11 protein-coding genes are annotated in these 13582 nt (G+C 56.1%); all 11 read left to right on the top strand.

The window, feature by feature from the left end; translation table 11 throughout:
- Positions 1–1433 (top strand): ABC transporter permease subunit (locus ORS3428_RS30715; RefSeq protein WP_131802974.1); only part of this gene is annotated, 1433 nt, incomplete at its 5' end.
- A 59-nt stretch (positions 1434–1492) separates the two neighbouring features.
- Positions 1493–2587 (top strand): ABC transporter ATP-binding protein, encoded by a 1095-nt coding sequence (locus ORS3428_RS30710; protein ID WP_244508157.1) that lies wholly within the window; start codon positions 1493–1495, stop codon positions 2585–2587.
- Positions 2588–3571: 984 nt separating this feature from the next.
- Complete coding sequence (locus ORS3428_RS30705; protein ID WP_157896002.1) at positions 3572–4717, top strand: ABC transporter substrate-binding protein; 1146 nt, start codon at positions 3572–3574, stop codon at positions 4715–4717.
- Between the two features lie 191 nt (positions 4718–4908).
- A complete protein-coding gene (locus ORS3428_RS30700) occupies positions 4909–5250 on the top strand; it encodes a non-heme iron oxygenase ferredoxin subunit (RefSeq protein ID WP_071102023.1) in 342 nt (113 codons plus the stop codon).
- 76 nt (positions 5251–5326) lie between these two features.
- Positions 5327–6547 (top strand): aromatic ring-hydroxylating oxygenase subunit alpha, encoded by a 1221-nt coding sequence (locus tag ORS3428_RS30695; protein ID WP_071102019.1) that lies wholly within the window; start codon positions 5327–5329, stop codon positions 6545–6547.
- Positions 6548–6721: 174 nt separating this feature from the next.
- A complete protein-coding gene (locus tag ORS3428_RS30690) occupies positions 6722–8008 on the top strand; it encodes an NAD(P)/FAD-dependent oxidoreductase (RefSeq protein ID WP_338011970.1) in 1287 nt (428 codons plus the stop codon).
- Positions 8009–8431: 423 nt separating this feature from the next.
- Entirely contained in the window at positions 8432–9928 is a 1497-nt protein-coding gene (locus ORS3428_RS30685) for an FAD-dependent oxidoreductase (RefSeq protein ID WP_172833757.1), read from the top strand.
- Between the two features lie 27 nt (positions 9929–9955).
- A complete protein-coding gene (locus ORS3428_RS32050) occupies positions 9956–11134 on the top strand; it encodes an NAD(P)/FAD-dependent oxidoreductase (protein ID WP_083355366.1) in 1179 nt (392 codons plus the stop codon).
- Positions 11118–12395 carry a sarcosine oxidase subunit beta family protein gene (locus ORS3428_RS30680; RefSeq protein ID WP_443136893.1) on the top strand — a complete coding sequence of 426 codons (1278 nt, stop codon included), beginning with the start codon at positions 11118–11120 and terminating at the stop codon, positions 12393–12395. The genes ORS3428_RS32050 and ORS3428_RS30680 overlap by 17 nt, the downstream gene beginning before the upstream one ends.
- A gap of 8 nt (positions 12396–12403) precedes the next feature.
- The gene (locus tag ORS3428_RS32045; protein ID WP_083355009.1) at positions 12404–12679 is read left to right on the top strand and encodes a sarcosine oxidase subunit delta; all 276 of its coding nucleotides are present in this window, start codon (positions 12404–12406) and stop codon (positions 12677–12679) included.
- The coding region (locus tag ORS3428_RS30675; RefSeq protein ID WP_122984395.1) for a 2Fe-2S iron-sulfur cluster-binding protein at positions 12676–13582 on the top strand (907 nt) is incomplete at its 3' end. The genes ORS3428_RS32045 and ORS3428_RS30675, both read left to right, overlap by 4 nt.

Genomic DNA, 13582 nt, shown 5'->3' with positions numbered 1-13582 from the left:
TCCTGCTGATTGCGGTGGTGCTACCGTACTTCACAAGCGTTCTGGCTCGGACCTTCGCGTGGGTCGTTCTGCTTGGACGGAATGGTGTCGTTAATGAGCTCTTCCTACAGCTTGGCTTGACCTCGCAACCGCTTGCGATGCTGTACAACCGGGTCGGCRTTCTCATTGGCATGACCCACATTGTCCTGCCGCTAATGATTCTGCCGATGTTTACGGTTATGWCCGGCATCGACAAAAAACTACTGCGCGCCGCGAGGGCGAACGGTRCAAGCCCGCTCGCTGCGTTCCTTACGGTGTTCCTGCCACTCAGCCTCCCCGGTTTAATTGCGGGGGTTCTGCTCGTCTTCATTAATTGCCTGGGCTTCTATATCACCCCTGCGTTGATGGGCGGGGTGTCCGACGTTACCATCACAATGGAGATCAGTTCCCAGGTCACCGAACAGCTTAACTGGAACTTCGCCGCCGCACTCTCGACGGTTCTTCTGGTGGCCGTTCTGACCATATTGTGGATCGGTTCGCGCTTCTTTCCCATCGAACAGCTTCTGGGATTTTCCAGCAGTGAATCGGCCTCGCGAAGTCTCCCAAGCCGCCAGCTTGGCACTTCATACCTGCTGCGTATCGGCTCCGCCGCAAATGCACTCGACCGTTGGCTTCCGTCGCTTGGAGGCCGAGGTGTGTCGGTCTTGGCAAGTGTCCTCGCAGTTATACTTCTTCTGCCGGTCCTGATCGTTGCTTACTTATCGTTTAGCGATTCATCCTACTTCGTTTTCCCCTTGCCTGCCTATTCGTTACGAAACTACGAAAACTATCTGTCCGATCCGCTCTGGATCCGTGCAACGGTCACCAGCGTTCGCATTGCCCTGATGGCGGCCGGGATGGCGACCATGCTCGGCAGCATGCTTGCCTTTGGCCTTTCGCGTGGTGCCATGCCTGGCCGCGGAGTAATGGTTGCACTGGTGCTTTCGCCGCTGATCATGCCGACCATCATAGTCRCAGTCGCCACCTATTTCCTGCTCGCATGGTGGGGACTGCAAGGCACTGAGCTCGGATTGGCCCTGGGACACGCGGTGAACTCAATTCCGTATGTGGTCGTCATTGTGGTCGCCAATGTGCGCAACCTCAATCCGGCCTTCGAGCGTGYAGCCCGCAGTCTGGGCGCCGGCCCTTGGGCAACGTTCCGCACGATCATAGCGCCGCTCGCGATGCCAGCCCTCATCGTCGCCAGCTTCTTTGCATTCCTGAATTCGTTCGATGATGTYGTCTACGTGCTGTTCCTTGGGATTGGAAGGATTACCACGTTGCCAATGCGAATGTGGGAGGGGATTCGGCAGGACATCAGTCCCACCATTGCAGCAGTGGCCACGCTGCAGATGATCCTCGCGTTGATGATTGTTGTCATTGGAGAAATGTTGAGGCGAAAGAAGCATAGCTGACGTCTTGGACTCAGCCATTCCTCCAAACAGAACCGTAGAACATCGTATTGGGAGTTGAAATGTTAATGAGAGCCAGGTCCAGCGCCATCGCTCCTGAAATTGGCAGTATTGCGCTTCAAAACATCCAGAAGCGCTACGGGGCGTTTACCGCAGTGGACCAAGTTTCGCTTTCCGTGGCGCCGGGAGAGTTCATTTCCTTGCTCGGTCCCAGTGGATCAGGAAAGACAACGACTTTGATGATGATCGCGGGGTTTGAGTTTCCCACCAGCGGTGAAGTTCTGGTGGATGGAAGGGACATTACGCACCTGCCGCCACATCGTCGTGAGCTGGGCGTGATATTCCAGAATTACGCTCTCTTCCCGCACATGACGGTCGCGGAAAATGTTGCATATCCGCTTCGCATGCGGCGAGTGGGCAAGGCCGAGCTCGAGACCCGCGTTCGTCGCGTACTCGATCAGGTTCACCTCGGCAATTTGGCTTCGCGTTACCCACATCAGATGTCCGGCGGCCAGCAGCAAAGGGTGGCAATAGCGAGAGCACTGGTCTTCGATCCTCCCGTGCTTCTTCTTGACGAGCCTTTGGGCGCACTGGACAGGAAATTGCGCGAGCATCTCAGAAACGAGATCAAGACGCTCCACACGGAGGTGGCGAAGACAATGATTTACGTCACGCACGACCAAGATGAGGCGCTTGCCATGTCTGATCGAGTTGCGGTGATGCACGAAGGGCAGATCCGGCAGGTTTCTGCGCCGCAGGACATATACCGGAGGCCAGCGGACCTGTTCGTGGCGAGTTTTGTCGGAGAGGTGAACCTGATACCTGTCAAGCTAAGCTCGGGCGACATTCTCGGTCCAGAGGGACAAAGCTTGTTGGCCGCGCATTGTCCGACAACTGACGGCGATGCAACGCTATGYGTTCGGCCCGAGAACCTACACCTCGAGGTAGCAGCTCGAGAAACTTCCAGTGGGATCAAAGGGCATGTTACCGGTTCGACCTTCGTCGGAGATGCAACAATCTTCGAGCTTCGCACTGAATCCGGGCTGCAGCTCACATCGAAAATCCTCAACGTGACACAACCTAAAACAATCCCAGCCGTCGGCGACGCCTGCGTCGCAAAATGGCAGCCACAGGACGCAACGGTGCTCACAAAATAGAACGAAAGTTCGTGAGAAGGGCGATCGTTCTCGACGCGGGCATCGGCGGTGTAGCGACAGCCATACACCCACAGCAGCGCCGCGCTGGTCGGTCGCGCTCGTCGACCGTGCACACAGCCAAGCTCTGAAACCAGCTATGGAAACGCAGGCACTATCCAGATCCAGGTCGTGGGGCCCTATCCGTTTTCCCTGCGTGGCATCCGCCTGTCAAAAATCGCAACTGGCCGTGCAAACGACGTAAGCATCGACTTGCGGCGCTTCGGCATTCCGCTGTTCTCTTACTGTGGAACCCTTTTCCTGCGCGGCACGCGCGTATCTGATCGGGCGCAAATTGTTATCCARCAGCCCGTGAGCACGAGCATTTGATCGAAGCCTCTGGAGCTGGGAATTTGGTCCGCCGACGTGGTTTTCGGGCACTCCATCGCGAGCAGGCAACATCGATATCGCCATTGGAGCCGCCCACCTTTTTGCACCAGACATGGTGCAAAGTGTCGCGAGACCTGATGCTGGCCGAACAGCATGGGGCATGCTGGCGTTGGCGGCTTGGACTGGCTAGATTCATGGTCAACATGGCGTCGTACGCGCGGTTCCCGCTATCGGCCGTCATCTGGCCGAGTTGATGAGCAATGAAGCTCCCATTATTGATCGGTTTCCATATCGGCCAGAGCGCTGCTGAGCACACTCTACTGCGGTCCGTGCGAAGGGGTTGCTTTTGACGCTTCCCGCATCTTGCGGGTGAGCGTGCATTTTGATGAAATCCTTTCCTAGTTGGCCTTGCAGCCACCGGTCGCTGCAAATCCACGCGTGGCCCATCTCCGAGCAGCCTGAACTAGATTACTTTTCAGCGCTAGCTGCACAAACTTTGCAGAATTCCGGCCTCCATCTGCTTGCGCTGCGGCTTTCATGCAGCGATTCCTCACTATAATCCCGCCGAAGCTCGCAATGGGGAACACAACGAGCTTTGATAAGGGAGAAACCAAAGCCATGAAGAAGAATGTGACAACCAGTTCGTTCTCAAACCTCAATCGTCGCTCGTTGTTGCAGTGGTCAGCGGCGGCGCTTTCCGTACCGATGGTTGCGAAGGCTACGCACGCATGGGCAGAAGAGAAACTCGCAGGCGCCGGCGAAGTGGTAGTTTTCAGCTGGGGCGGGTCGTTCACCGATGCCGTGCGCAAATATGTCTATGAGCCCTTTACCAGTGCCACCCGAATAAAAGTCATCGATGTTGTGGCCGATTTCGCTGAGCCGCAAATCAAGGCAATGCATGAGGCCGGTCGAGTGGACTGGGACATCGCCTATCTTGCGCCTCAGAACTACCCCGAGATGCATCAAGCCGGTATGTTTGAGCCGATCGATTACCGCCTTTGGRATCAAGAGTCGCTCGACGGCGTACCTCCGCAGGCCCGACTTGAAGACGTATTWGCAATTGATCAATCGGCGGAACTCCTCGCTTATGACAAGCGGGCGTTCCCCAATGGGGGTCCTAGGAATTGGGCAGACTTCTGGGACGTCAAGAGGTTTCCAGGCCCGCGCGGATTAATGGCCTCCTCCGGGAACTCCGGCAAGTTCAACATTCAATATGCGCTTCTCGCCTCTGGCGCCTCTCTGACGGATATCTGGCCGCTGACAGACGAGAAGATGGATATTGCATTCAAAAAACTCGATGAAATTAAACCTCATATTGCCAAGTGGTGGTCGGCGGGCGGAGAGCCGGTGCAACTCCTTGTCAATAAAGAGCTGGTGATGACCAGCATTTACGATGGCAGGGTGGTTAAGGCTGCTCGCGATGGCGCGCCTATCGATTTTAGCTGGGATGGCGCCTATATCGGCTACGACTATGCTGCCATCCTAAAAGGCGGYCCCAACACAGAAAACGCACAGAAGCTGGTCGCCTTTTTGAATCGCGCCCAGATCGCGGCCGGGTGGACGCAGGGCACGGGCTATCCCGCGACAAATGCAAATCAGCTTAAGTACCTTCCAACCGACTTGGCGTCTGTTCTCAGTATAGATCCCAAAAATTCAAAAGTAATCGTGATTGAGGATTCGGCTTGGCTTACGGAGAGACGTTCGGACGGAAAGACCAACAGTGATCATATACAAGATCGCTGGATGGCATGGCGGGCGGGGTGACTCGTTGCTCGCAGGGCGCCCATGACGTTGTTGCAGGGGCGACGCAAATGCTCTGCTGCGGTGCTCCTGGACCATACTGCCCCCTTGATTGGACTGCTACCGCGGGCCGAGTTCAGATTTTCGCCGATCTGCCTTCGGTGCTTGAAATGAATTGGATGCACATGACTACTRGTTCCGCGGATAGATCAGAGATGCCAAATGCGCCGCCTATTAATAGTTCCGGTGCATGGGCGCCCGTTCTCAGTGCGGCGGACTTGGCTACTGGCGAGATGACCGGGGTTGAAGTCAGCAAACTGCGTATCGCGATCTACAATGTAGAAGGGGAATTCTTTGCTACAGAAAATGTGTGCACGCACGCATTTGCAGTCTTAACCGATGGCTTGCTGGAAGAGGGCATCGTTGAATGTCCCCTGCATGCGGGACAGTTTGATGTAAAGACCGGTTGTGCTCTCGGCGACCCGGTAACTCGCGGCTTAAGGGTATTCAAGACGCGTGTATATGACGGGAAGGTTGAAGTGTTTGTACCGGATTAACAGCACAGATTCTGTACGTGGGTCAACCGCCGCGCGGTCGACCAGGAGAAATGGCTATGCCGACAAAGGTAAATGAATGAGCATACTCAGCGAGATGGTTGATCTGCTGCGCAGTCGACAAAACCAATTCACCTTGCCCCAACGACTCTACAACGATCCCGCGTGCTTTTCGGTGGATATTGAGGCAATCTTCAAACGACAATGGCTCTTCGCCGGTGTGGAGGCCCAGCTTCCTAAGCCCGGCGACTTTTTTACTATGCCTATCGGCCCAAGCTCGATTCTGATCGTTCGCGACAAGTCGGGAGATATACGAGCCTTTCACAACGTATGTCGTCATCGTGGCGCAACCCTATGCGAAGCTGAACAGGGACACGTCAGCAGCATCGTCTGCCCCTATCATTTGTGGACTTATGACTTCAATGGTAAGCTACGCTCGGCCCAGAGCATGGGCGATTGCTTTGATCAGTCCAAATACGGGCTCTTGCCAGTCCATCTCGAAACGGTTGGCGGTACAATCTATGTCTGCCTGGCGGACGCCCCACCAGATTTCTCGGAATTTAAGAAGGCGCTCTCGCCCTATCTATCTCAGTACGACCTCGATAAGGGAAAGCTTGCGCATGCTGTTCATGTCCCGGTGCGAGGGAACTGGAAACTGGTGGTCGAGAACTCCCGTGAGTGCTACCATTGTGTAACGGGCCATCCTGAGCTAGCCAGCAGCTTTATTACTGTCTACCCGCCCGTGTCACAGAACATTGAGGGAATGGAGGCACTCCAAAAACGCTGTGACGCCGCAGGCCTAAGCTGTGCGAGGAGCTTTAGCCAGGATCTGGGCTTCGGCATCGAACGTCTGCCGCTCCGCCAGGGCTGCCGGTCCATCACGCCGGATGGCGAACCCGCAGTGGCGCGCCCTCTGGGTCATGTACCAGAGGGAGATTTCGGAACTATCGCCTGGACGTACGCTCCCACCACTTTCAATCAGGTGGTGAGCGACTATGCTTTTCATGGTCGAATGCTTCCGATTGGCCCTGAGCATTCGTTGCTGTCTGGGTACTGGGTGGTCCACGCCGACGCAGTCGAGGGGCGTGACTATGATTTGGCGAATTTAATCAAGGTCTGGGACAAGACGAACTTGCAGGACCGCGACCTCATCGAACGGAATCAACGTGGCGTCAATTCGGCGGGTTACCGCCCTGGTYCCTACTCGCAGGAGGAGCTGGGCGTTTCAGCGTTCGTTGATTGGTATTGCAGCACGATGAACAAATATCTTGAGGGAGTCGAGCAGGGATCGTCCCTCTAACATTCGGGGGACACATCGAGTCCCGACTTTCCTCCTCCCGCAAGTAGGCGGGCTCGGTTCGCTGCTCGATATTGTTGCGCTGCTTGTTGGTGCCGTCATCACACGTGATTGGCCGCCTTAGATGCCACATGCATTCCAACTATCCTGTCAAGCGGCCGTGCGCTCGACTGGGGCATGTGTAGTTGTTGGCTATGCGGGCCGCTGCATCGAGAGCGTCTTGTAGGCGTCAGTACCCATCGGAGCATCGATATGAAGAGGCACGTAGTCGTAGGGGCGGGCTTGGCGGGTCATCGAGCGGCGCTTGCACTTCGAAATATTGCGAAAGAAGATAATATAGWACTGATTGGAAATGAGGCTCATATGCCCTATGAGCGGCCGCCACTCAGCAAAGAATTTCTACTTTCTGCCGATGATAACAACGTATTTTTAGCTGGAAAGCAGGATTACGATAATAATGGGGTAAATTATATAAGCGAAACTTTTGTTGAATCCATTAGCCGTGGCGAAGGCAGAGTATATGCGTCGAATGGCGATTCGTACTCTTACGATACTCTTTTGCTTGCCACTGGTTCGCGCCCGCGGCTGCTTAGCGGGTTTGAGCCGTCGCCGCGAATAGGTTACCTGCGAACCTTAGAAGATGCAATTCGCCTCAAGGCAGTTCTTTCAAGTGGACCAAAACGAATTACAATCATTGGCGGGGGATTTATTGGGCTTGAAGCTGCGTCAGTCGCGGCAAGGCTCGGGCATGGTGTGACGATTATTGAGGCTGGGGACCGTATATTAGAACGATCGATGCCGTACTATGTCAGCTCCTACCTACAGGATCTTCACGAAAAAAATTCCGTCGATTTCCTGATTGGTCAAACGCCAATATGTGCTGAACGCGCGCGCAGTAGAATAGTCGTTAAATGTACAACTGCCACTGTCGAATGCGATTTCGTTCTGGTGGGCGTTGGTGTGCTGCCGAATGTTGAACTAGCCGTCGCTGCAGAGCTTGAGGTGCGAAACGGTATCATAGTCGATCGTGGCTGTAGAACTAGCGATGAATCCATCTTTGCTGCAGGGGAGGTGACTGCGCATCCTACCTACCCTGATGGAATCATTTCCAGGGTGGAGTCGTGGCGGGTCGCATCCGAGYAGCCAGTTGTCGCTGCGCGCAATATGGCAGGCATAGCGGCGTCGTGGGATGAGCTGCCCTGGCTTTGGTCGGACCAATACGGGTTGAACCTCCAGTCGATTGGGCACCCCACTCGAGGAGACACCTACTTCATGAATGGGGGGGCAGGATCGGACAGTTGGACGTTGATTGCGACCGATGAGAAAGGTGCGGTACAAGGAGCTGTCGCTGTCAATCGTGGYCGAGATATTTCCCTGATCAAGAGGCTAGTGGCTCGCGGAGCCAGGACCATATCCGAGATATTTCCGGATGCTCACCCGTTCGATAGGCGTAGGTCTGTCTAAAGTGCAGGCCAGTTGAAGGTGACTACGAAATAAATTTCAAGAGAGAAAACAGTCGAAATTGTTGGCAGTAAGAAATACAATGGCCGAGGCAGAAAGTTTTAACTTGGGCGATGTTGCGTGAATACCGTGTGGCGACATTGCTTCAATGTTCGGCGGCCTAGATTGGCTTCGAAGAGCTCGATCTGAGTCTTTAAGCTGTAAGGGGACGGGCAGGGCATCAGGGCCCACTTGCATTCTGCCAGGCACCGAGATTCTTCGGTTAGGAGTTTCAAAAAAGCAGTATTTGGGCGTCAACGCCAACGTTGTCGCCCAAAATCAGATCGCATCATCATTACAGTCGGATGGACATATTTCTAACGACGATCGCAGGGTTTTCGGGTGCCAAAAGTAGATGAAAAGTCGACAGYCGGTAAGCAACTGCCAGTGCGGGAGCACGCCCAGGTACTGGTCGTTGGCGCTGGGCCTGCTGGGATTGCCGCTGCACTGGAAGCAGTCGGCCAGGGCCTTCAGGTCGTGCTTGTTGACGAGCATCCCGTCGACTACCCAACGATGGGTATGGATGTGCCCTTCCATTTCGGTCAGCGAATGAGCGGCGCCGTCCGAAATAAGGGGCGCATGTTAGAGCGGATGGTGCAAGCGAATGCGCAGATATCGGAAGCGTTCGAAGCTGGCGTCGATATTCGGCTCGGATCCGCGGCTTGGGGCTTGTTTGTAAACCGTCCTGGCCTGCGTTGGGTCCACGAGCGCCTTGTCGGCCTGGCGGACGGCGACGAGACTTGGTTTATGAGCTTTGACGTCGCCATTTTGGCCACGGGACGCCGCGACATAGGTTTAGCCTTTCCAGGCTGGGAATTGCCAGGCGTGATGGGAGTAACGGCCGCGGACGCGCTACTCCGTCGCTATGACGCATTCTCTGGGCATGACATCCTTGTCGTCGGCTCCGGAGTAGAGGCGACTGTATTTGCCGAGCAGGCGCTGCAGAAAGGGTGTCGAGTAGTAGCGCTAATCGAAGTGGCTGAGAAGCCAGTTGATCGAACGGGGTGCCAGCGGCTTGGCTCGATGGGGGTCTCCGTGCTCACCAAATCGATGGTGTCGCGTGCTACGGGCGGAGCGGAAGGGGTGCGGAGTGCCGCTATARTCTCCCTGGCTGGCGCGTCAGAAACGCGAACGTTTGACTGCGATACGATAGTCCTTGCCTGCGGTGTGGCACCAGTGATCGAATTGTTCGATGTCGCTGGTGCGCGTWCTGTCTTTTGCGCTGAGAGAGGCGGGCATATTCCTGCGACCGATCCGAACGGCAGGACTAGCGTGCCGATGCTTTTTGCGGCGGGTGACTGTGCTGGCATCACCGCTGAAATGAGTAAGGACCCGCAAATTGCAGCCGCCCAGGGACGCCAGGTCGCTCGTGCAGCTTCCGCGGCTCTGAAAGCAGGTGCTCAGTGGGATTGGTCAATCGCAAAAGACGATGAGCCTGATGGGAGCGTGTTTGAGGCGCGGATCGAGTGGGCGAAGGCAGAGCTCGAGGTAGCAGACGAGGGCACCTTCGTGTGCCAGTGCGAGGAAGTCAGCGCCGCTGATATGATTGGCGTCAGGCCTCCGCGTTACCTTCGTGGGGTGTCGTCAGTTCGACAAGGGCGTGGCCTCGCGACGCTGCTAGCAGACGGGCCGATCAATCAAGACCAGATCAAACGTCTGACCCGAGCCGGAATGGGCGTTTGCCAAGGGAGGCGGTGTCGCGAGCAGGTCGGGTCCATCCTTTCTGTGATCACCGATACGCCCTTGGGCCAGATTCCGTTGCCAAGCTATCGCGCACCCGTGCGACCGTTGCCACTTTCAGCGTTTGCGGCTTCAGACGAAGGCTCTGACCTTGCCGATAATTGGGAAGTTTGGTTCGGCATCAAAAGCCAGTTCGACGAATAGCTAGCAACGGCAACGCGGAGAAACAAGATGAGTGGTAGTCAATCCGCTGTCGGAGCAAGCGTCATCGTTGTTGGCGGAGGTGTCACAGGCCTCAGTGCAGCTTGGTGGCTCGCACGGTCTGGTGTTGACGTTATCGTAATAGAAAAAAACATTGTTGGGTGGGGCGCTTCTGGTCGAAATGGCGGCGGCGCAACCCACTACCACAGCCCGCTGTTCGCAGAGGAACAGCGGCTTTGGCCACAAATGGATGATTTGCTGGGTTATCCCACCGAGTATCGATCGAAACGGATCCGGGTTGCGATCAACGAGCGGCAGATGGAAGCGGCCAGACCCAGCGTCGATCGTACGCTTCAACAGGGCTTTCCAGCGCGATGGCTGGATGCGAAAGAGGTTAGAGATTTGGTGCCATTGGCAGGCGAAAGCGCAGTTGGTGGTGTATTTTTCGACCGAGCGGGCCAAGCCAACCCACAGCGCACTGTCCAAGCCTACGCTTGGGCGCTGCAAGATCTTGGAGGCAAACTACTTCAACATACGGAAGTTGTAGGCTTCGAACGCGTTGCCGACAAGGTTACCACTGTAAAGACCACGAACGGCAATTTTGCCTGTGACCAACTCCTAATCGCCGCTGGGCCGCAGACCGGTTCACTATCGCGGCTTCTCGGCAGAGAAGTTCCGGTAACCTCGGCGCGAGCCGAAATGATAGTGACCGAGCCCGTCCCGCTGATGCCGATCGGAGGCGTGGATGGCAATGGGCTTTTTGGCCGCCAGACGCTCCGTGGCAATTTGGTTTACGGTGGCGGACCACATGAATGGCTCCCTGAGGGCAGTATCGACGCTGAGCGCCCGTCAAGTCCACTTTCACGTAGTATTGCTAAGAGGTTGGTGGAGATGTTCCCTAAGGCTCAGCACATTCGCGTCATTCGAAGTTGGGGCGGCATTATCGAGAACACGCCGGACGGTCGCCCAGTAATTGATCACCTGCCTGGCGCCAGCAACGTGGTGGTAGCGACGATGTCAAGTGTGGGCTTCGGTCTTTCTCCAGCGAGTGGGCACGCGATTTGCGAGATGCTGTTGGAGGGAAAATGTCAATTCGCCAATCTGTCTGACTTCCAGCTGTCGCGCTTTGACAATCTTTCACCAGGCTGGCGCGAAGAATGGGGATGGGTACCTCCGCAAACGTTGGGGGCTGTTGGACGTGCGCTGTAAGAAACTCCAAGACCGTTATTCAGGCTGGCGCCTTCTCAAAGAAGCGGTGAGTGGCAATCGGGGTTGGAAACCGGCCTGGCGCAAAGCAGAGCCGAAAGGCCAATACGATGTCGTAATTGTTGGGGGCGGTGGTCACGGCCTGGCCACGGCGTATTACTTGGCCAGCGTACACGGCATTACGAATGTCGCGGTGATAGAGAAAGGCCCAATCGGGCTGGGCAACGCCGGGCGCAACACCACTATTGTGCGATCAACCTACCTGCTGCCAAGCAATACACGATTTTACGAGCACTCGCTGAAGCTGTGGGAAGGCTTGGAGCAGGAACTGAACTACAATGTGATGATGAGCCAGCGCGGCACCTTAAGCCTGTACCATTCGGATTGGYAGCGCGACGTAGCTGTGCGACGCGGCAACTCGATGCGAATTCAAGGTGTTGACGCGGTATTGCTGGACCGGGAGCAAGTTCAATCAGCATTGCCTTTTGTAGATATGGATAATCCCATGTTCCCGGTCCTTGGCGGGTTGCTTCAGCCGCGAGGAGGCACGGCACGTCATGATGCTGTCGTGTGGGGCTTTGCCCGCGCAGCGGACCGACGCGGCGTGGACATTGTCGAGCACTGCGAGGTGACCGGCCTTCGGCGGGAGGGCGACCGTGTTGTGGGGGTCGAAACGAGTCGCGGTTTTGTTGGTGCCGGTAAAGTCGGCATTGCAGTGGCCGGTAATACCTCGCGCCTCGCAGCGATGGTAGATATGCGCCTTCCCGTAGAAACCCACCTGCTCCAAGCGTTTGTGTCGGAGGCGATTAAGCCGATGATAGACTGTGTTGTTAACTTCGGTGCGGGTCACTTCTACATCAGCCAATCTGATAAGGGCGGCCTTGTTTTCGGAGGCGACCTCGACGGCTACAACTCGTACTCGCAACGTGGAAATTTGCCAGCCGCTGAACATGTAATGAGCGCTGGGGTTTCTATGATTCCGGCTTTGTCCCGGCTGCGTGTGTTGAGGCAATGGAGTGGAATGGTTGACATGACGATGGACGGCTCCCCGTTCATCTGCCGAACGCCGATCGAAGGACTTTATTTAAACGGCGGTTGGTCCTACGGCGGTTTCAAAGCCACGCCCGGCTCTGGCTGGTGCTTCGCCTATACCATTGCGAAGGATGAGCCGCATCAACTCAACGCCGACCTCACCATCGATCGTTTCGTCGAAGGCCGAATGATCGACGAGGGCGGAAATGGTCCAAACCCTTGGGCTCAGTAGGGCTAAAAATGCACTTGATATCATGTCCATATTGCGGCGAGCGGCCCGAGGACGAATTCCACTATCGCGGCGACGCCACGGTAAAGCGCCCGGCGCCCGATGCCGGGCTGGAGGCGTTTTACGAATTTGTCTATGCGCGGACCAACCCTCGTGGATGGCACCTGGAGTGGTGGCACCACTACGCTTCATGCCGGCAATGGCTGAAGGTCGAAAGAAACACCCTCACGCATGAAATCCGGACAACTGTTGGTCCAACCGAAGACGTGCCACGGGTGGTTTCATGAGTGCGTATCGTTTGTCAGGAGGCGGCCATATCGACCGCAATAAACARCTGGTTTTCGGATTTGATGGCCGGCGTTATTTCGGTCATCCCGGCGACACACTCGCTTCCGCCCTTCTTGCCAATGGTGTCCGAGTGGTCGGTCGTAGCTTCAAGTATCATCGGCCGCGCGGAATTATGACGGTGGGACCGGAAGAGCCGAGTGCCCTTGCTGAACTGCGAGAAGGTAGTCGCGCTGAGCCCAACACCAAAATGACCGACATTGAGCTCTATGAGGGGCTGGTTGCGCGCAGCCAGAATTGCTGGCCCTCGGTCAAATTTGATTTGATGGCAATCAACGGTATCGCCTCGAGCCTGATTTCTGCCGGGTTCTACTACAAGACCTTTATGTGGCCGGCTTCGTTCTGGGAGAAGGTCTACGAGCCGCTCATAAGGCGAGCCGCGGGACTCGGTCGTGCCACCACGCAGCCCGATCCGGATCGCTACGAAGCGGTCCACGCRCATTGTGATGTGCTCGTAGTCGGCTCCGGGCCGGCGGGGCTCTCAGCARCCAGGGCAGCCGGAGAGGCAGGTGCGCGTGTCATCATATGCGAACGAGATTTTCTAGTCGGAGGCGGGCTATTGCWCGATCCGGCTCAGGAAGCCTGGCGAAAGGAAATGATCGCGGCTCTCCAGATGTTGCCGCAGGTGCAGATTCTGACGCGCACGAACGTCTTTGGCTACTATGATCATAATCTTTTAGGCGGCGTGGAGCATGTGGGTGATCACTGYGCGGAGCCGGACCAGAATGACGTTCGCCAGCGATACCGTACCTTCCGGGCTGCGCAGGTCGTCTTGGCAACAGGCGCAACTGAAAGGTTGATTGCGTTTCCTGGCAATGATCGACCTGGCGTGATGATGGCGGGTG

The organism is Mesorhizobium sp. ORS 3428 (assembly GCF_001854785.1).
GTDB lineage: Bacteria > Pseudomonadota > Alphaproteobacteria > Rhizobiales > Rhizobiaceae > Mesorhizobium.
This window is presented reverse-complemented; position numbering and strand designations above follow the sequence as displayed.

Coding starts and splice junctions, on each gene's coding strand:
- ORS3428_RS30700 (WP_071102023.1), top strand. CDS start 4,909: ATGCCAAATGCGCCGCCTATTAATAGTTCCGGTGCATGGGCGCCCGTT.
- ORS3428_RS32050 (WP_083355366.1), top strand. CDS start 9,956: ATGAGTGGTAGTCAATCCGCTGTCGGAGCAAGCGTCATCGTTGTTGGC.
- ORS3428_RS32045 (WP_083355009.1), top strand. CDS start 12,404: ATGCACTTGATATCATGTCCATATTGCGGCGAGCGGCCCGAGGACGAA.